General features: G+C 63.0%; 17 protein-coding genes. 12 read left to right on the top strand and 5 right to left on the bottom strand.

The features are described 5' to 3' along the window. The first annotated feature begins 46 nt into the window (after nucleotides 1-46). From ACK4HL_RS01175 to ACK4HL_RS01120, 12 genes are all read left to right on the top strand, one after another. Entirely contained in the window at nucleotides 47-1372 is a 1326-nt protein-coding gene (locus ACK4HL_RS01175) for an ABC transporter substrate-binding protein (RefSeq protein WP_409755843.1), read from the top strand. A 16-nt stretch (nucleotides 1373-1388) separates the two neighbouring features. After that, nucleotides 1389-2180, top strand: a complete 792-nt coding sequence (locus ACK4HL_RS01170; protein WP_409755840.1) for an ABC transporter ATP-binding protein — start codon at nucleotides 1389-1391, stop codon at nucleotides 2178-2180. Next, nucleotides 2177-2893, top strand: coding sequence for an ABC transporter ATP-binding protein (locus ACK4HL_RS01165; protein WP_409755837.1), 717 nt, complete (start codon nucleotides 2177-2179; stop codon nucleotides 2891-2893). Before ACK4HL_RS01170 ends, ACK4HL_RS01165 begins: the two co-directional genes overlap by 4 nt. Before the next feature lie 4 nt (nucleotides 2894-2897). Further along, nucleotides 2898-3776 carry a branched-chain amino acid ABC transporter permease gene (locus ACK4HL_RS01160; RefSeq protein WP_409755834.1) on the top strand — a complete coding sequence of 293 codons (879 nt, stop codon included), beginning with the start codon at nucleotides 2898-2900 and terminating at the stop codon, nucleotides 3774-3776. Beyond that, nucleotides 3773-4753, top strand: a complete 981-nt coding sequence (locus tag ACK4HL_RS01155) for a branched-chain amino acid ABC transporter permease (protein WP_409755831.1) — start codon at nucleotides 3773-3775, stop codon at nucleotides 4751-4753. Before ACK4HL_RS01160 ends, ACK4HL_RS01155 begins: the two co-directional genes overlap by 4 nt. An 84-nt stretch (nucleotides 4754-4837) precedes the next feature. Next, nucleotides 4838-5614 carry an SDR family NAD(P)-dependent oxidoreductase gene (locus ACK4HL_RS01150; protein ID WP_409755828.1) on the top strand — a complete coding sequence of 259 codons (777 nt, stop codon included), beginning with the start codon at nucleotides 4838-4840 and terminating at the stop codon, nucleotides 5612-5614. A 35-nt stretch (nucleotides 5615-5649) separates the two neighbouring features. Continuing rightward, a complete protein-coding gene (locus ACK4HL_RS01145) occupies nucleotides 5650-6810 on the top strand; it encodes an ABC transporter ATP-binding protein (RefSeq protein ID WP_409755825.1) in 1161 nt (386 codons plus the stop codon). 22 nt (nucleotides 6811-6832) lie between these two features. Continuing rightward, nucleotides 6833-7930 carry a PotD/PotF family extracellular solute-binding protein gene (locus tag ACK4HL_RS01140; RefSeq protein WP_409755822.1) on the top strand — a complete coding sequence of 366 codons (1098 nt, stop codon included), beginning with the start codon at nucleotides 6833-6835 and terminating at the stop codon, nucleotides 7928-7930. Nucleotides 7931-8012: 82 nt separating this feature from the next. Continuing rightward, the gene (locus ACK4HL_RS01135; RefSeq protein ID WP_409755819.1) at nucleotides 8013-8966 is read left to right on the top strand and encodes an ABC transporter permease; all 954 of its coding nucleotides are present in this window, start codon (nucleotides 8013-8015) and stop codon (nucleotides 8964-8966) included. After that, nucleotides 8963-9760 carry an ABC transporter permease gene (locus ACK4HL_RS01130; RefSeq protein WP_409755816.1) on the top strand — a complete coding sequence of 266 codons (798 nt, stop codon included), beginning with the start codon at nucleotides 8963-8965 and terminating at the stop codon, nucleotides 9758-9760. Before ACK4HL_RS01135 ends, ACK4HL_RS01130 begins: the two co-directional genes overlap by 4 nt. A 42-nt stretch (nucleotides 9761-9802) precedes the next feature. Beyond that, complete coding sequence (gene hisD, locus ACK4HL_RS01125; RefSeq protein WP_409755813.1) at nucleotides 9803-11128, top strand: histidinol dehydrogenase; 1326 nt, start codon at nucleotides 9803-9805, stop codon at nucleotides 11126-11128. 5 nt (nucleotides 11129-11133) lie between these two features. After that, entirely contained in the window at nucleotides 11134-12159 is a 1026-nt protein-coding gene (locus ACK4HL_RS01120; protein ID WP_409755810.1) for a zinc-dependent alcohol dehydrogenase, read from the top strand. 412 nt (nucleotides 12160-12571) lie between these two features. On the opposite strand, the gene ACK4HL_RS01115 is transcribed toward ACK4HL_RS01120, so the two are convergent. The 5 genes from ACK4HL_RS01115 to ACK4HL_RS01095 all read right to left on the bottom strand — a co-directional run bounded on the left by ACK4HL_RS01115 (nucleotide 12572) and on the right by ACK4HL_RS01095 (nucleotide 18932). Continuing rightward, nucleotides 12572-15085, bottom strand: a complete 2514-nt coding sequence (locus ACK4HL_RS01115) for a cbb3-type cytochrome c oxidase subunit I (RefSeq protein WP_409755807.1) — start codon at nucleotides 15083-15085, stop codon at nucleotides 12572-12574. Further along, nucleotides 15082-15945, bottom strand: coding sequence for a c-type cytochrome (locus tag ACK4HL_RS01110; RefSeq protein ID WP_409755804.1), 864 nt, complete (start codon nucleotides 15943-15945; stop codon nucleotides 15082-15084). Before ACK4HL_RS01110 ends, ACK4HL_RS01115 begins: the two co-directional genes overlap by 4 nt. 85 nt (nucleotides 15946-16030) lie before the next feature. Next, the gene (locus ACK4HL_RS01105) at nucleotides 16031-16405 is read right to left on the bottom strand and encodes a c-type cytochrome (protein ID WP_409755801.1); all 375 of its coding nucleotides are present in this window, start codon (nucleotides 16403-16405) and stop codon (nucleotides 16031-16033) included. Then, nucleotides 16402-17166: a c-type cytochrome gene (locus ACK4HL_RS01100; RefSeq protein ID WP_409755798.1), complete on the bottom strand. Its 765-nt coding sequence runs from the start codon at nucleotides 17164-17166 to the stop codon at nucleotides 16402-16404. Before ACK4HL_RS01100 ends, ACK4HL_RS01105 begins: the two co-directional genes overlap by 4 nt. Next, a complete protein-coding gene (locus tag ACK4HL_RS01095) occupies nucleotides 17163-18932 on the bottom strand; it encodes a GMC family oxidoreductase (RefSeq protein ID WP_409755795.1) in 1770 nt (589 codons plus the stop codon). Before ACK4HL_RS01095 ends, ACK4HL_RS01100 begins: the two co-directional genes overlap by 4 nt. Nucleotides 18933-18938 lie beyond the last annotated feature (6 nt).

Raw genomic sequence — 18938 nt, 5'->3', positions numbered from 1 at the left:
GTGCATTCTTTGATCAACCACAAGATACGAAACCGGAGGGAAGGACATGACCACGAAACTTGCCGCGCCGAACATCATTCCGGGCCGCCGAAGCTTCCTCAAGGGTGCTGCGGCGCTGGGCGGCAGCGCTGCCATTCTCGCCGCGATCAACGACGGCGCCCGCGCGGCGGGCGAGCCCATTCCCGTCGGCCAGGCGGCACCGCTCACCGACTTCGCCGCCGCTGACGGCGTCGAATTCAAGAACGGGCTGACGCTGGCCTGCGAAGAGATCAATGCCCTGGGCGGCATTCTCGGCCGTCCCCTCGAACCCTATTTCGAGGATACCAAGCAGATGGGGGATGCCACCAACGTCCAGGCCGTTCAGCGATTGATCGACCGCCACGCGGTGCATGCGGTCATCAACGGCTACAACATCGGGTCGGGTGCCGCGATCCAGGACGTGATCGCCGACAGCGGCATCGTCTACATCCACTATGACACGACCATCGGGCACAACAATCTCGTGAAGTCGGACCCCGACCGCTATTTCGGCTCCTTCCAGGGCGACCCGGCGGAGTACTGGTACGGCCCCGGCTTCCTCAAGTTCCTGCAGCAGCTGGAGGAAGCCGGCTCCTACAAGCGCGCCAACAACAAGATGGCGGTGATCCTTTCTGCCGGCGTCTACGCGGCGAACATCGCCAATGCGGTGAAGGAGAAGGCCGGCGAATTCGGCTGGGAGATCAGCCTGTTCGAAACGGTGAACGTGCCGATCTCGGAGTGGGGTCCGACTCTCGCCAAGATCCGCCAGGATCCGCCGGCGGTCATCTGCATCACCCACTTCCTTCCCGCCGACCTCGCGCAGTTCATGGTGCAGTTCGCCCCCAACCCGACGAACTCGCTGATCTACATGCAGTACGGCCCGTCCCTTCCCGCCTTCCGCGAGATCGCCAAGGAGGCATCGAAGGGCGTGCTCTACGCCACCGTCGTCGGCGCGCTTCAGGACGAGATCGGCACGGCCTTCGAGCAGCGCTACAAGGCGAAGTTCGGCGAGAACGCAGGACATAACTCGGGCGCCCAGCCCTATGACGGGTGCTATGTGTGGGCCACGGCGGCGGCCCTCGCGGGCGGCACGGGCGAGCCCGGCAACGATGCGCAGAACCGCAAGGTGGCAGAGCGGATGCGCGCCCTCATCTGGCGCGGCGTAACCGGTGTGACGCGCTTCGTACCGGGCGAGCAGGCAGCCTATACCTTTCCGACCCAGACCAAGGACTCCTCACTCGGAATGCCGCACCAGTTCCTTCAGATCCAGGACCCGGCCAGGAGCGGACTGCTCATCGCTCCGGCACCGTACGACACGGCGCAGTTCATGCTTCCGCCGTGGATGAAGGCCTGATCGCGGACGCCCTCACGTGACCGCCACCGGCAAGCCACTGCTCTCCTGCCTGAGGGTTTCGAAGCATTTCGGCGCGCTGGCGGCGGTCAATGACCTGAGCTTCGACGTGGCCGAGGGGGAAGTCCTCGGCATCGGCGGCCCCAATGGTGCCGGCAAGACAACGTTGTTCGACATGATCTCGGGCCTCAGCCCCGCCACGAGCGGCGAAGTGCTGTTCGACGGGCGCGACATCACGAGGCTTCCACCCGAAGCCATCTGCCATGCCGGGATCGCCCGCACCTTCCAGCTCAACGCCAGCTTCGAATCCCTGAGCGTGCGGGACAACGTGAGGGTTGCCGCCTATTTCGGGCGCGACAACCGGCGATTTGCAGGACTTTCGATCGGCCGCCAAGCCGAAAGCCATGCCGAGGAGGCACTTGCCGCCGTGGGCCTCACGGGGAAGGACGACGCGCCCGCTGCTACCTTGCCAGTGCTCGACCGCAAGCTCCTGATGCTCGCCGGCGCACTGGCGACGAGGCCCAGACTCCTCCTGATGGACGAGCCCGTGGGAGGCCTCAGCCCCAAGGAGACCGACCATTTCATGACCGTGGTGACGAGGATCGCCGCTTCCGGCATCACCATCATCCTGATCGAGCACGTCATGCGGTTCCTCGTGCAGCTTTCGAGCCGCGTGCTGATCATGCACCACGGCGAGCGCATCTACGAGGGCGCACCGCGCGGCCTCATTTCCGACCGGACGGTGATCGACGTCTATCTGGGCGAGGGAGCATCGCAGCGGCTCGGCAAGCTCATGACGGAGGGACGATGACGGCCGAGGCTCTCTCCCTCCAGGACGTGGCATCAGGCTATGGGCAGCACCTCGTCATCCGCAATGCCTCGCTGTCTATTCCGGAGGGCACGCTTTGCGCGCTGATCGGTCCCAACGGGCACGGCAAGACCACTCTCCTGCGCACCATCTCCGGCCTCGTTCCTTGCCGCGGGGGGACAATCAGCCTTTTCGGGACGCGAACTGACAGCCTGCGCCCCGACGAGATCGTCCAGGCCGGCATCGTCCATGTGCCGCAGGGAGATCTCCTCTTTCCCGACATGACCATTCTCGAGAACCTGCGCATGGGCGCCTATCTCCCGGCCGCCGCGAAGTTCGAACGGCAGCGGCTCGAGGAGGTCTTCGCATTGCTGCCGAAGCTCAAGGAGCGCCGCGACCAGACGGCCAGCACGCTTTCGGGTGGAGAACGCCGCATGGTCGGGATTGGAAGGGGGCTGATGTCGGGAGGCAGGCTCCTGATGCTGGACGAGCCTTCGCTGGGTCTTGCCCCCATTGTCATCGACCAGATCTATGCCGTGATCTCGGCACTGCGGGCCTCTGGGCGCACCATCCTCATCGTGGAGGAGAATGCCACGCGCATCGCCGAAATCGCCGACATGCTGCACCTTCTCGACAACGGCCGCTTCGCGTGGGCGGGCACGGGCGCCGACCTGATGTCGAGCCCAGAAATTCTCAGCGCCTATCTGGGAGGCTGACGCGATGGACGTCCTCGTGCAGATTCTTTCCTCCGGGCTGACGCTCGGGGCCATGTACGCGGTCTCGACGATCGGCCTCGCCCTTGTGTATGGCTCGCTCAACATGCTGAACATGTCGCATGGCGCGCTGTTGGCGCTGGGCGGTTATGTCAGCCTCTATGTCATGTCGCGTCTGGGCCTTCCCGCATTTCTCGCGGTGCCGGCAGCGATGGCGGTGTGCGGCATGGCCGGCCTCCTCATCTATCATCTCGCCGCCCGGCCCATGCTGTCCTCACGCAATTTCGAGACTCAGGTCTTCATCGCGACGATCGGAATCGGCGCCGTCCTGGAGAATGTCATCCTCCGCCTTTTCGGACCGCAGCCCGTTGCCCAGCCGCTGAACCTCCAAGGGGCGCTGACGATCGGCGGCGTACACGTCCCCAACCAGAACATCCTCATTCTCCTCGTCTCCGTCGTCATGATGGTTGCCGTTGCGGTTCTCCTCAACAACACGCGCATGGGGCGCGCCATCCGCGCCACGGCGCAGAACCGCGATGCCGCACAGCTCATGGGAATCCGTATCGGACGCGTCTATGCGCAGGTCCTGGCGATATCGGGGGCACTCGCCGCTGTCTCCGGCATCATGATCTCTTCGCTCTCCGGCCTTCTTCCCAACATGGGTGGCGATCCCATGCTGAAGGCCTTCATCATCTGCGTGGTGGCGGGGCTGGGCAACGTCTATGGAGCGGCGGGCGTGGCGATCGCGCTGGGGCTCCTCGAGGCGATTATCCAATATGTCTTCGGGGTGCAATACAGCTTCGCGATCCTGCTGCTGATCGTCATCGCGGTGTTGATCTGGCGGCCTGCGGGACTCTTCGGACGCAGCCAGGTGGTGCGGCTGTGAGCGCCAGAACCCGGGACATCCTGATCGCGCTGGCCTTGGCTGCCCTGCTGGCCTTGGTTCCGCTCTTCGTGGGCACGCGCTACATCATCACCCAGATGACGCTTTTCTTCATCTGGGCGATGGTCGTGTCGCAATGGAACCTGGTGCTCGGAGTGGCCGGCATTTTCTCGCTGGCGCAGATGGCGCTCTTCGCCGTGGGTGCCTACGCAGCGGCAATGCTCGGATACTATTTTGCCGTCCCCATCCTTCTCGCCATGCCGGTCGCGGGCCTGGTGACGATTGCCGTGAGCGCGCTGATCGGCCTTGCCTGCCTCAGGCTCCGCGGCCCCTATGTGGCGCTGCTCACGCTCGCCATCGCCCAGGTGATCTATCTCATGGTGGTCAACGACACCGCCTGCTTCACCAACCCGCCATCGGGCTGCATGCCGCTCTTCGGCGGAGTACGCGGTTTCTCGCGGTTCGGCGATCTCGGCTTCCGCAGCTTACTTGGTCCGAAGTGGTATATTGCCCATTACTATGTGGGACTTTCGCTCGCGGTGCTGGCACTGATCTTCTCGATCGTGATCATTCGCGGGCCGCTGGGTCTTGCCTTCCAGGCGCTGCGCGACAACCCGGGCTATGCCATGTCCCGAGGTGTCAGCAAGTTCAAGTATCAGCTGTGGGTCTTCAGCCTTTCCGCCTTCTTCACGGGGTTGGCGGGCTCATTCTATGCGGCGCAGTTCGGCGTCGTCGGGCCCATCGTCTTCTCGCTGGCCATGCTCCTCTTCCTGCTTTCGATGATCGTCGTCGGGGGGATCGGAACGATCTGGGGGCCGCTTCTGGGGGCCGCGGTTCTCATGCTGGCGGACGAGGGCATGCGCGAATTCGGAGACTGGCGCGATATTGGGCTTGGCCTCGTCCTGGCGGTTTTCGTGATCCTCCTGCCGAGGGGCCTCATGGGTCTGCTGCGCGGGGGGGTCAGGACCCGCAGCGGCTAGCCGCGCCTGCCTCACCTGCGAATTGGAATCTTCGGCAGGAGCGAATATGGTCCGCGGGCGCCACTTGCGACGAGGAATGAGGATATGCGCGAAGTTTCGGCCAATTGGCTGGAGAGTCAGTTCTCCTGCGAGGGCAAACGGGTGCTGGTGACCGGCGCGAGCCGTGGCATCGGACAGGAATTGGCCGTTGCCTTCGCCCACGCCGGCGCCGATCTCGTCATCGCCTCACGCAAGCTGACCTCGCTCGATCAAACGGCCGAGCGCATCCACCAGGCAGGAAGGAAGGCGGAGCGGGTGAGCTATGACCAGAGCCGCGTTGAAGACATCCGCAAGGCATTCTCGCGGTTGGGGCGGATTGACGTTTTGGTCAACAATGCCGGGGTGGAAGAGGTGCGGCCTTCGCTGGATGTCGACGAGTCACTGTGGACGAAGATCGTCGACACAAATCTAAAGGGCGCGTTCTTCGTTGCCCAGAGCATTGCGGGGGGGATGGCCCAAGCAGGAGGAGGTGCCATCATCAACCTCGCATCGCTCACCTCTTTCGTCGGTGTGCCGACCGCAGCTCCCTATGGCGCATCCAAGTCTGGCGTTCTCGGCCTGACACGGGCCCTCGCGACGGAGTGGGGCGCCAGCGGGATCAGGGTCAACGCCATCGCTCCGGGCTATTTCCGCACGGGAATGACGGAGGTCTTCTACGAGAACACAGCGTGGGTGGAGCGGATGACGACAGCAGTGCCGCTGGGGCGACTCGGAGCGCTCGAGGATCTTGCAGGGGCCGCCGTGTTTCTGGCAAGCCCGGCATCGCGATACATCACCGGACAGTGCCTCGTCATCGACGGCGGTTATCTGGCGGCGATATAGGCCGGGCGGTACGAGGCCGCCGAAAGGAAGAATGAATGGAGGTAAGCCTATCACAGTCCACGACGACCAGCCCATCCGCGGGCGTGGGCTTTGCCGTGCGCGTCAAGAATGTCTCGATGGACTTCGGGACCGGCGCTCCTGCGGTGGACGGGGTGAGCTTTGATCTCGAGCCCGGCAAGTTCCTGACTATTCTCGGGCCTTCCGGCTCAGGCAAGACGACCCTCCTCCGCATGATCGCCGGTTTCCAGAAGCCAACCCGCGGAGAGATCACCATCGGCGGCAAACCGGTCGACGCGGCGCCACCGCACCGACGCTCGATCGGCATGGTGTTCCAGAGGTTGGCGCTTTTCCCGCACATGACGGCCGCGGAGAACGTTGCCTTTCCTCTCAAGATGCGCAGGTTCGATCCGGCTTCCGTCCCGGCGCGGGTGAAAGCATTTCTCGATCTCGTCCGGCTCGGCGGCTATGGCGAGCGGCGCATCAACGAGCTTTCGGGTGGCCAGCAGCAGCGCGTCGCCATCGCGCGCGCACTGGTCTTCGAACCGGAACTGCTCCTGCTGGACGAGCCGCTCGCCGCCCTGGACCGCAAGCTCCGCGAGGAGATGCAACTCGAGTTCCGGCGCATCCAGCATGAACTGGGCGTCACCACCATCAACGTCACCCACGACCAGCGGGAAGCTCTGGTGGTCTCGGATGACATCATCGTCATGGACGGCGGCAGGATCCAGCAGCATGCAAAGCCAGTCACCATGTATCGCGAACCCGGGAATCCGTTCGTCGCGGGATTTCTCGGCGTGTCGAGCTTCGTCGAGGGGCACGCGGTGCCGGGCGGCCTGAGCATCGGCGGACGAACGCTGGGCGGGTTGCCAGTGGGCGAGATCACTGAAGGCGAACCGGTGCGCGGCGCAATACGTGCCGAACAGATACGCATCGGTCCCATCGACGCTCCGCTCGCAGACTGCGATACGCGGATTGCCGGCGTGGTGCGGGACGTCATATTCGAGGGCGACCGGCTGCTCTACGTGGTTCGTGGAGAGATCGGGGAGAGCGTGGAGTTCCAAATCTATCATCACGATCCGGCAGCCTTCAGCCTCTTCGAGGCCGGTAGGCCGGTCGCCATTGGCTGGCGCCGCAACGATTTGAAGATATTCAGATCTGCCTCTCCAACAGGCAGGATATCCGGCAAACCCAAGTAACCACCACAGGAGGTAACGACAGATGAAACAGACAATCAACCGCCGGAGCGTGCTGCGCGCCGGCCTCGCGACGAGCGGCGCGGCGCTGCTCGCGTCTTTCCCGCGCGCCGGAGCCTTTGCACAGGAGCCTGAGAAGCCGACGGAGATCATCGTGCGCGCGTGGGGCGGCGAATGGGTGGAGGCGCTGAAGCGTGGCGTTTCCGACCCCTTCACCGCCAAGACCGGCATCAGCGTGCGTCATGACCTGACCGAAGACAACGAGATCCAGCCCAAGGTGTGGGCGGCAGTCGACCAGGGCCGTGTTCCCCCCATCCACATCAACTGGGACACGACGACGAACGCGACCAAGTCGGCGCTGCGCGGTGTGACGGTGGATCTGTCTGACCTGCCCAACCTTGCCGGCACCACCGATCTCGCCAAGCCCGTCGGGCTCGACGGCTATCCGATCGTGAATACATATGGCTATGTGTATGTGCTCGCTTATCGGCCGGAGGCCTTCCCGAACGGCGCGCCAAAATCCTGGAAGGATCTGCTCGACCCGCGCCTAAAGGGCCGCGTCGCCTTCTACAATGACGGCATCGGCTTCCATTTCCCGGCGCAGGTCGCAGGCGGCGGCAAACTCGAGGACATCCCCGGCAACATGCAGCCCGCATGGGATTTCATCGCCAAGATGAAGGAACAGAAGCCGCTCCTGGGTGAAGACCCGGATTTCACCACCTGGTTCCAGAATGGCGAGATTGATGCCGCCTGCACGATCTCGACCAACGCGCTCGCCGCCAAGCGGAACGGCATCAACCTGGCGTGGACGATTCCGGAGGAGGGCTGCAAGTTCGATACGGACGGGCTGTGGATTCCAAAGGGCCTGCCGGAGAATGAGCTCTACTGGGCCAAGGAGTACATCAACTTCGCCATCTCGAAGGAGGCTCAGCAGGTGTGGCTCGACGGGCTGGGCCTTCCTGGCGTGGTGCCCGGTCTCACGCCGCCCGAAGGCCTCGCGGGCGATCCTTCCTATCCGACGAAGGAAGAGGACTTCAAGCACCTGATCCGCATCTCCTCCAAGGTGCAGGTCGAGAACGAAAGCGATTGGTTCGCCAAGTTCAAGGCCATCATGCAGGGCTGATCCCTGCTTGCGGATGCGCCGGCCGAACTCTGGCCGGCGCATCCCGCTTTCCGCTCACAGAAACGCCTTGGAAGACGACACGATGAAGCCACACTCCGGCGGGCACGGTTTCAGCTATCCTCTGCGCTGGCGCATCATGGATGGACTGGAAAAACTCCTGGACGTGCTCTGGCCGCGCCGCCTGAGCCGATTCACGGGCTGGCTTCTGATTCTGCCTTCGCTTCTGCTGGTGGCCCTCCTGGTGCTTGGAATGGCCCGGATCGCCGAAAGCTCTCTGCACGTGCTGGACAGGTCCACCTTCCGGCCCGCCGAAGCCTTCACCCTCGACAACTATCGGACGGTCTTCGGCAGCGCGACCTACGGAAACGTGTTCCTCCGTTCGGTCGGGGCCTCGGTGCTGACCGTGATCTTCACGCTTCTGCTCGCCTTTCCTTTCGCCTATATCCTCGTGCGCACGGCGAGTGCTGCATTGCGCAAGGTTCTGCTCGTCACCCTGTTCCTGCCATTCTTCATTGGGCAGGTGGTGCGCGCCTACGGAATCCTCATCGTCCTCGGAACCTCGGGTGCAGTGAACGACGTGCTCGGGCTCGTGGGTGTCGCTCCACTCAGGCTGCTCTTCAATTTTCCCGCCGTCGTGTTCGGCGAGGTGCAGTTCATGCTGCCTTTCGCCGTTCTCATGCTTGCTCCGGCCTTGACGGCGATACCGCAGGAAACGGAAACCGCCGCCAGCTCGCTCGGCGCCAACTGGTTGCGGACGCTCTGGCACGTGATCCTGCCAATGGCGAAGCCCGGCATCGTGGGCGCTGCGCTTGTGGTGGGGACGCTCACGCTGACCGACTTCGCGATTCCGGCCATGCTCGGCGGCGGATCTCAGGATTTCATCGCGAATGCCATTTACGACCAGTTCTTCCGTACTGCAGACCAGGGCCTCGGCTCGGCCCTCGCTCTCCTGCTCGTGGCGCTAGGTTCGCTGTTCGCCGGTATCGTGATATCCCTGTTCGGTGCCGGCACCCTCGGCCTGGGAGACCGACGGTGATCAGCCAGAGCCAGAGATTCGTATTCTGGGCGCTGGTCGCCTTTTCGGTCGTCATCCTGTCGGTTCCGACGATTATCGTGGTGGGGGCCTCTTTCACCGCGGGCAACATCATTGCCTTTCCGCCTGAGGGTCTCTCTGTGAAATGGTATGAGAAGATTGCCCTGGCGCGGGACCTCCGTCAGGCGTTCTGGCGCTCGCTGCTCGTATCCTTCGTTTGCCTCATCGTATCCGTTCCTGTCGGAACTCTGGCCGGCATCGCGCTCACGCGCTACAGACTGCGCTTCACCAACGCACTGCAAGTCTATCTGCTCCTTCCCTTCACCATTCCCCTGATCGGTTCGGGGATCGGCATGATGCTGGTGTTTGGAAGCTGGGGCCTGCTCGGCAGCGTCTGGCCTGTGGGCGTCGCCTGCGCTGTCATCAATCTGCCCTTCATCATCTGGTCGGTTTCGTCATCCGCGGCGGCGCTCGACAGCGACCTCGAGCTGGCGGCGGCAAACTGCGGTGCTGGCCGGATCGAGACCTTTCTGCATGTCACGTTGCCCGGAGTCATGCCCGGTGTGATCACCGGAGGCCTCCTGATGTTCGTGCTGGCGATGACGGAATTCCTGGTCAGCCTGCTACTGACGGATGCGCGCACGGTGACCCTTCCCGTTCAGATCTACAATAGCATTCGCTCCATCATCACGCCCGATCTCGCAGCCGTCTCGTCGATCTTTGTCGTGCTGGCGCTCTTCGCCGTCTGGCTGCTCGACAGGCTGGTTGGCCTTGAAATCTTCCTAAAATCGAAATGACGATGACTCTGGCCTCGAGAGGCCTGACCCGAAAGGACACCGATGACGACAATCAATGTTCAGAGGCTGAAGGAGCTTTCCGCGGACGAGCGTGCCGCGCTCGGCAGGCGATCGGAATCCGACCTCTCGACCTTCTTCGACAAGGTGCAACCGATCATCGATGCCGTGAGGAGGGACGGCGATGATGCGCTGGTCAGGCTGGGCCACGAACTTGACAGAGCGGAGAGTCTGAGACGGGAGACGCTGCGCGCCTCACCGGAAGAATTCGACGAGGCGTTTCGCAGTGTCGATGCAGAGGTGATCGAGGCGATCCGCTATGGTATCGAAAACATCCGGGCCTTTCACGAGGAGCAGGTGCCCGAACCCATGTGGCTGAAGGAGATCCGCCCGGGCGCATTCGCGGGCGACCGGCACATTCCGATCAACTCGGTGGCGCTCTATGTGCCGCGCGGCAAGGGATCGTTTCCCTCCGTCACCATGATGACATCGGTGCCGGCGGTGGTGGCGGGAGTGCCGAACCTTGCGATCTTCACTCCGCCGGGACCGGACGCAAGAATCGACGCAGCGACTCTCGTGGCCGCCCGGCTCGCCGGGGTCGAGACCGTCTACAAGGTTGGTGGTGCGCAGGCCGTTGCCGCCGCCGCATTCGGCACCGGGACGGTGAAGAAGGCACGCAAGATCGTGGGGCCGGGAAGCCCCTGGGTGGTGGCGGCCAAGCGCCTGCTCGCGGGAGTGATCGACACCGGACTTCCTGCGGGACCCTCCGAATGCATCATCCTGGCTGACGGCACGGTCCATGGCGGGCTCGCCGCGCTCGATCTCCTGATCGAGGCCGAACACGGACCCGACAGTTCGGCCTGGCTGGTAACGGACTCGGAGCGGGTGGTCGATGAAGCGCTCGCCGCGCTGCCGGAGCACTGGGGCAGGATGACGCAATCGCGCATGGACTTCTCGCGTGCGGTGCTTACCGGGAAATACGGCGGTATTATACTTGCGGAATCGATGGCAGATGCATGTGACTTCGTGAATGCTTATGCTCCCGAGCATCTCGAAATTCTTTCACTGAAGCCTTTCGAGTATCTGGGGGAGATCACCGAAGCGGCAGAAATCCTACTCGGCACACACACTCCCGTGTCGATCGCCAATTTTGCGCTCGGCCCCAACGCCGTGCTGCCGACGTCGATGGGAGCGAACACCTATGGCCCTCTCTCCGTCACGGATTTCATCCGCCGAAGCTCCGTGGGATATGTAACTCCGAAGGCCTACCCGGAACTGGCCGCGGCCGCGCACCGACTCGGGAGCTACGAGGGCTTCTCCTCGCATGTGAACGCCGTGAGCGAAATGCGTACCCGCTATCTCGAGGTTTGACTGCGATGCTGGCCGTTCGACTTCATGCAAGGGGTGATCTTCGTGTCGAGAACATCGAACGTCCTGCACAGCCAAGGTCGGGAGAGGTGACCGTGAGGGTGACGGCCGCGGGAATCTGCGGTTCCGACCTTCACAACTTCAAGACGGGGGCCTGGATCAGCCGCTCGCCATCCGTTGCCGGACACGAGTTCACCGGAACCATTTCGGCTGCCGGCGATGATGTTCGCCATGTCAGAGTCGGTGATCGCGTGATCGTGGACAGCCGCTATCTTTGCGGCGCGTGCAATGCCTGCCGCGAGGGACGCGGGCAGGTGTGCGAGAAGCTGGGCTTCATCGGTGAGGCAATCGACGGCGGCTTTGCCGAGGCTGTCACTTTGCCAGCCCGCAATGTGCTGAAGGCCCCCGAACACGTGCCGGACCGCCACCTCGCAATGGCAGAACCGCTGGCGGTTTCCCTTCATGCATTGCGGCGTCTCGGCGCGCCGGCTGGCGCTCCCCTCGTCGTGACGGGGTGCGGCCCCATCGGTGCCCTCGTGGCGCTTCTGGCAAGCCGTTCTGGACATCACGTGACGCTGGTGGACCGGAACGAACGCCGCTCTGCGCGCGTTGCCGGACTGGTGGCAGGACGCGTGCTGAAGATGGACGAGCTTGCTTTCGGCAGCTTCCGGCACGCGGTGGAAACCACCGGCCATGAGCAGGTCATCACGACGCTTGTCGAAAGGATCGCCGGCTGCGGAACAATCGCGCTGATAGGCATCGGCCGCAGCACGCCGGTCATCGATCCGGTTCGGCTCGTCGAGCGGGAGATCACGCTGGCGGGCTGCCATGCCTTCGGACCGGAACTCCAGGAGGCAGGCGAGTTGCTGCGGAGCCTCTCTTCACAGCTCGATGCCTTCATTGCCGAGCAGATTCCCCTTCGCGCGGTGCCCGAGGCCTATGGCCGGCATATCGCAGGAGAGGTTGATGGCTTGAAGACGATCATCCTCTGCCGAGAGCCTTGGCATGGCGGACGCGATTTTCCGGAGGAGTGATATCCCCGCCGCGCACGTGTAGGGCAGGCATCAGGTTCCGAATTCGCTCGGGGGAAGTTTCAGCTGCAGGCGGGCAGGGCGATGACGAGCGACTCCCAGAGAATTGCGAGGGCGGAAAGCAGCGCCACGCCGAGGGCCGATGCATCAATCGCCGTCATGGGCGCTGTCCTGTCAGCCCGCCTCTCTGAACGCTGCCACACAAGTGAAACGACCGCGGCAATTGCGATGAGCGCGAGCGCAGTGCTCGTTACGATGACCCAATCGACTGCGCGAACTCCGAAAAGGGGAGCCTCTGCCCAACCGGACGCGCAAGCCATCGCGGTGACGGCATAGACTACGGAGAATCGCACGGCCCAAACGATGCCTCCCGCCGTGACGAAGAGAAGGTCGGTCGGCCTTGCCTGCTCCGACCTCATCCTCCTGCTCCGAGAAGCGGGGGCATGGCCTGAAGGAACAGGGCAGTGGCAGTGCCCTGGAAGACTACATAATGCGAAAAGCTGGCTGCGACTTCGAACATGAGGCGGCGCTCGCCGCCGAGGTGGTGGGCGGCGATTCTCGCAATGCAAAAAAGACAGAAGACGAGCACTGTAATGGAGAGCACCACCAGGAGCGCGAGCAGGGTGAACACCACAGCGCCATAGGCATGCACGTCGGGCCGCAGCCCCGTGTTCCAGTGAGCATAGGCGAGGGCTCCCGATCCCGCGACGACGGTGGCGCCGGCCAGCAGGAGGAGAGCTGCGGCAAGCACCCGGCTGCGTGCGAGGGTCCGACCGCTCAGCGCCATCGAGACGCTTGTGATGAGCAGCAGAACCGCTGAAAGACCGACCGAGGCCAAGGTGGGGCGATACGCGGCCTCGGGGAGCCAGTCAGTCCTCGCCGTCCACAGGAAGAGATAGGAGAAGACAAGGCCGGCGAAGATATTGAAGAGAACGATGTTGAGGATCACCGTCGCCATCCAGGCATGCGATTGCCGGCCCGTGACATTGACGGGAAGCAGCAAGCCGCCGCCCACGTCCTGGCGCCGGCCCGGCCCCGGATCATTCCCCCAGCACCAGACGAGAATGGCCGCCACGGCGACGAGGCCGCAGATGGTGGCGGCAAGCACGAACTTGCCCGTGAGCAGCAGGAAGAAGGCTGCGGTGAACACGGCGCCAACGACGGGAGACCATCCTGGTCCGGGCAGGGTGAGGATGTATTGCGGCCTCGCTGCGCTCGTACTCGTCACCATGGTTTCCCGCCTTCCGGTGAGCGAACCTGGCATATAGTACTTGCCAGCCTTGACGTCCTCCGCCAGCTGCGGCTCATCCCACAGCGGCTCGCGGCTGCCCACGATGGGAATGCTGCGCGCCTGATATGTACCCGTTGGCAGCCACTCCAGTGTTCCGGCCCCCCAGACATTCCCGGCGTTGCCGCTTGCCAGCGCCGGCCGGAAATTGCGCGCCATGTCAAAGACCACGAACGCCACCCCGGCGGCGATCATGAAAGCGCCGGCGCTCGAAACGAGGTTCAATTCATCCCAACCGATCCCCGCGGGATAGGTGTAGACGCGCCTCGGCATTCCGAGGAGGCCTGTGACATGCATCGGGAAGAATGTCACATTCACACCGACGAGCATGAGCCAAAAGGCCCAGCGGCCAAGCTTCTCCGACAGTGATTTCCTGCTCACGAGCGGCATCCAGTAGTAGAGGCCGGCGAAGAGAGGGAAAACCATGCCTCCGATGAGAACATAGTGCAGATGGGCCACGACGAAATAAGTGTCGTGCGCCTGCCAGTCGAACGGCATCATGGCCACCATCACCCCGGTGAGCCCCCCCATGACGAAGATGAAGAAGAAGCCAAAGATGAAGAGGGTCGGTACCTTGATCTGCGTGCGCCCCGCGGCGAAGGTTGCGATCCACGCGAAGACCTGAATGCCGCTCGGGATTGCAACGGCCATGCTCGCCGCAGAGAAATAGCCGAGCGAGTGTGCGGGAAGTCCCGTCGGAAAGAGATGGTGCACCCATAGGCCGAAGCTGATGAAGCCTGTCCCGATGAGCGCAATGAGGATGAGCGGATAACCGATCAGAGGGCTGCGGGCCATCGCTGGTACGATCATCGAGACCATGCCTGCTGCCGGAAGGAAGATGATGTAGACTTCCGGGTGTCCAAAGAACCAGAACAGGTGCTGCCACAGCAACGGATCGCCGCCGCTCTCCGGCATGAAGAAGGGCCATTGGAAGGCGCGTTCGAGTTCGAGGAGCAAAGTGCAGACGATCACCGCGGGAAAGGCAAAGATGATCATGCCGGCGAAGACGAGCATCGACCAGGCATAGATGGGCATGAGGCCCAGAGTCATGCCGGGTGCACGGGTGCGGAGAATGCCGACGATGATTTCGATCGCACCGGCAATAGCCGATATTTCGATGAAACCGATGCCGAGGAGCCAGAAATCGGCATTGACCTCGGGGGAAAAGCGATAACTCGTCAGGGGTGGATACATGAACCAGCCGCCATCCGGGGCGGCGCCGAAGAAGATGCTGGTGAAGAACACCAGTCCACCCACGAAGTAAGCCCAGAAAGCGTAGGCGGAAAGCCGTGGGAAGGGCAGATCGCGTGCCGCGATCATGTTGGGGAGCAGAAGAACGCCCATGGCTTCCACGGCGGGTACCGCGAAGAGGAACATCATCACGGTGCCATGCATGGTGAAGAGCTGGTTGTAGAGCCCCGGTCCCACGACATCGCTACCGGGAAAGGCGAGTTGCGTGCGCATCAGAAGCGCAAGGAGACCTGCGAAGACAAAGAACAGCAAAGCCGTTCCGACGTAGTATATGCCAATGATGTTGTTGTTGACGGCACTGAGAATCCGGATGCCCTTGGGTGGTTCCCAGATTCGTTCCAGTTCTTCCAGTTCTCCGGCGGGGCGCGGCAGTGCATTGAGCGGTTTCATTCGAGCGCCTTCAAATATGTTGCAAGCGCTCTGAGCTCGGCTCCGCTCAACCTGTCGAAAGACGGCATGCGGTTCCCGGGCTTGAGATGCTGGGCAGACGATATCCAGCCTGCCAGCGTCCCGAGATTGTTGGGAAAGCTGGCGGCGCCGAGAGTGAGCCTGCTACCCACGTGTGTGAGGTCCGGCCCCACTTCTCCCATCGATGGTGTTCCCCGGAGAGCGTGGCAGGCACCGCAGCCGTTGCTGTCGAAAAGCGCCCTTCCCCGCTTTTCCTCCTCTGTCAGCGGGTCACGCGCTGGCATGGACTGCCTGGCGGACCAAGCGCTGAACTGCGCGCGATCGTGGACCACGGCAACGAGGGCCATCAGCGCATGCGAGCCACCGCAATACTCGGCACATTGCCCGCGGTAAACTCCGGTCCTTGTGGGTTCCACCAGCAGTCTGTTCACGCGGCCCGGTATCATGTCCAGCTTCCCGGCGAGGGCAGGCACCCAGAACGAATGGATGACATCCGGGCTCATCAGGGTGATCACCGCGGGCACGCCTGCCGGGAGGTGGAGTTCGTTTGCCGTTTTGAAGAGGACGCCGCCTTGCGGATCGCGATAGGTGATGCGCCACCACCACTGCTCTCCGGAAATCTCCACATGAACGGCGGGCGGGGCCGCCTCGGTCCGCAAGTCGTGAACAATGAAGAAGCCCCAGAGCAGCAGTGCCGTCAGCACGACGATCGGGAATGCCACGCCGCCCCACATTATGGCACTCCAGTTCGCGAGAGACTGCCGAAGTGTGACGGGCCCCGAGACGGCGATCGCAACAAGGACCATCACCGAGATGAAAACGACCGCAGCGCCCGCAAACATGGCCCAACTGATTTCAGCGATCGATTGGGCCTGTGGGCTTGCAGGGGAAAGTGCCGACTGACTGTACGGATCTGACCACATCGGGCTAGCGCAGCGTGTAGAGGAACGCCGCGACGTCCACCGCCTCCTCGTCGCTGAGTGGCATCGCGGGCATTCCAGTGGAAGGCGAGATGGAGGGCGCATCGCGCACCCACCGCACGAGGAGGGCAGGGCGATTCGGTGCAATACCGGCGATCAGGCTTCTCCGGGCAAAACCGTCGAGAGACGGACCGACCGCACCGTGTGCCCCCGGCACGCCAGGAATCACGTGGCAGATGCCACATGACACGTTAAGGATTGCTGCTTTGCCTGCGGAGCTATCGCCCCGCACGAGTTCGCGAGCAGGGGCGATCGACGGTTCTTCGCACCCTGCAAGCACAACCGCGCATACTGGCAACAGAAGTTGTGCAGCGACCCTCATTCTGGGGATCCGTCAGTCGCGGTGGGTGAACCGGAAGGCATTGCGCCGGGCAGACGCTGGGGCTGCGGGGCCGCATCCCTGCGAATGACCGATTGAAAATAGATGCTCACAGCGCGAATGTCTTCCTCCGTCATCTGCAGGGCGATCTGCCGCATGACGTTCATCGGATCCCCCTTGCGCACCCCCCTCTGCCAGCGCCGCAGCTGCTCGGAGAGATAGGCCGCATACTGACCGGCGAGCACGGGATAGACGGGAGCCATGCCGCGTCCTTCCGGTCCGTGGCAATTCTGGCAGGCGGCCACGCCTCGCTCGGGAATTCCCACTGCCGAGATCGCCCCGCCGCGCTGCATCAGTCCAGGATCGCCCCTGGTTTCCGGCGTCTCCCCATTGGAAGCACGCGTCGCGTAATGAAGCGCTACGTTCTGCATCGCGCGATCGTCGAGCTGCAATGCGACTGGCGTCATCACCTCGTGGTATCTGAGCCCGGAGGCGTAGTCGTTGAGACTCTTGTAGAGGTACCAAGGCGATTGGCCATCGAGCCGTGGGAAGGCGCCGCTGAGATCGCCCCGGCCATCCACGCCATGGCACTGCGCGCAGGCGATGCGGACTTCGCCCAACCGCCCTCCTAGCGTAATGAAGCTGCCCTCGACCCGACTGGCACCCGAACCCTCCTTCTGGGGGAGTCCGAGCTGCTGGGCCGCAATTCCGGTGCTTGTCAGAAGGGCAATGCAGGCGACCGCCACGAGCAGGAGTCCTCTCATGCTGGCACCAGGGGAGCAGGAGACTTCAGATAGCGGTTCAGCATGGCGTCGAGGGCCCAGTAGCTGAGCGCGCCCACTGTTCCCGTGGGGTTATAGCCACCATTCTGAGGGAAGCAGCTGGCGCCAACGATCCAGAGATTGTGCAATTCCCATGACTGCAGAAACTTGTTGACGACGCTCGTCTTCGGGTCAGTGCCGACGATCGTCCCGCCGGCATTGTGCGTCGTCTGATAGGGAACGATGGAGTAGTGATCGCTCATCCAGTTGACGGACAGGGACTGGCCCTTCATTGCCTCGCCAATGCGCCATGCCTTCTCCGTCAGGAAGCGCGACATCAGCCGGTCGTTGTGGGGAAAATCGAAGGTCATCATGCCGAGCGGCTGCCCGTAGGCGTCGGCATATGCCGTATCGAGGCCAAGATAGTTGTTCGGGTGGGGCACGGAAGATCCATGCACGGAGATGCTGACCGTGCTGTTGTAGTTCTCCGCCACGGCGCGCTTCCAGTCTGCCCCCCAGCGCGGCGTTCCTGGGGGCACCGGGTGATAGGCGATAGGGCGGCCGCCCGTGGTGTTCGCGGCGATGTAAGCGCCCCCTATGAAACCCAGCGGCCCGTGATCCATGCTTCCGTTGTTGAATTCGTCGATCGCGACGCCCAACGCTCCCGCCCCCATGAATGGATTGATGCGCTTCTGGCCTTCGTAGAAGACGCTCACGCTCGACATGGTCTGGTAGGAATAGTTGCGCCCCACTATTCCTTCCCGCGTGGCGGGATCGTAAGGCGTTCCGATGCCGGAATGGAGCATGAGAATGGCGTTGTGATGCGCGAAGGCGCAGAGGACGACCATCTGCGCAGGTTGGAAGACCTCTGCCCCGCCGGCATCGACATAGGTGACGCCGGTGGCCTGTTTCGATTGCCTGTCCCACTCCACTCTCAGCACGTGTGAACGTGTGCGCAGCTCGAAGTTGCGATTCTTCAGTGCGAAAGGGAGGATGGCGATCTGCGGGCTTGCCTTGGCAAAGTGCTCGCATCCGTAAGTTTCGCAGAAGCCGCAATACATGCACGGCTTCATTTCGGCACCATAAGGGTTGGTGTAGTGGCGCGTCATGTTAGCGGAAGGCACTGGAAAGGGACGGTACCCAAGTGACGCGGCTGCATCCGCGAAGAGCTGACCGGCATACGCACGCTTCATCGGCGGATTCGGAAACTCGGAACTTCGCGGTCCTTCGAATGGATTGCCCCCCTTCTGAATCCTGCCGTTCAGATTGCCCGCCTTGCCGCCGATTCCGGCGATACGCTCAAAAAAATCATAATGCGGCTCGAGCTCCTCATAGGTGACGCCCCAGTCCTGGACGGTCACCTCTTCAGGAAGAAACGCCTTGCCGTAGCGCTCCTGGGCCCAACTCTTCAGCACGAACCATTCCGGCTGGAAGCGCCAGGTCTGACCGTTCCAGTGCACCATCGCCCCCCCGACACCTTCCCCTGGAAGAAAGGAACCCAGCTGACGCATCGGCAGGGCGCGCTGCCCCAAAAAATTTCGGAATGTCAGTGTCTGCACTCCGGGGTTCTGCATGAGAGCATGGCGGATCGAATGCTTCAGCTCGTCGTGCATCGAGGGCGACTGAAAGTCCGGAATGGTCTGGCGCATTTCACCGCGCTCGAGAGCCACGACCTTCAGCCCCGCTTCGGCCAGATGCTTTCCAAGGATCGTCGCACTCATGCCACCGCCCACGAGCGCCACGTCGACGGATTGCATGCGTCGTGCCATAAGCGC

The sequence above is a fragment of the Aestuariivirga sp. genome (assembly GCF_046294715.1).
In the GTDB taxonomy this organism is placed as follows: domain Bacteria; phylum Pseudomonadota; class Alphaproteobacteria; order Rhizobiales; family Aestuariivirgaceae; genus Aestuariivirga.
Note: the sequence above shows the minus strand (reverse complement) of the source record. Positions and strands in the feature narration are given on the sequence as shown.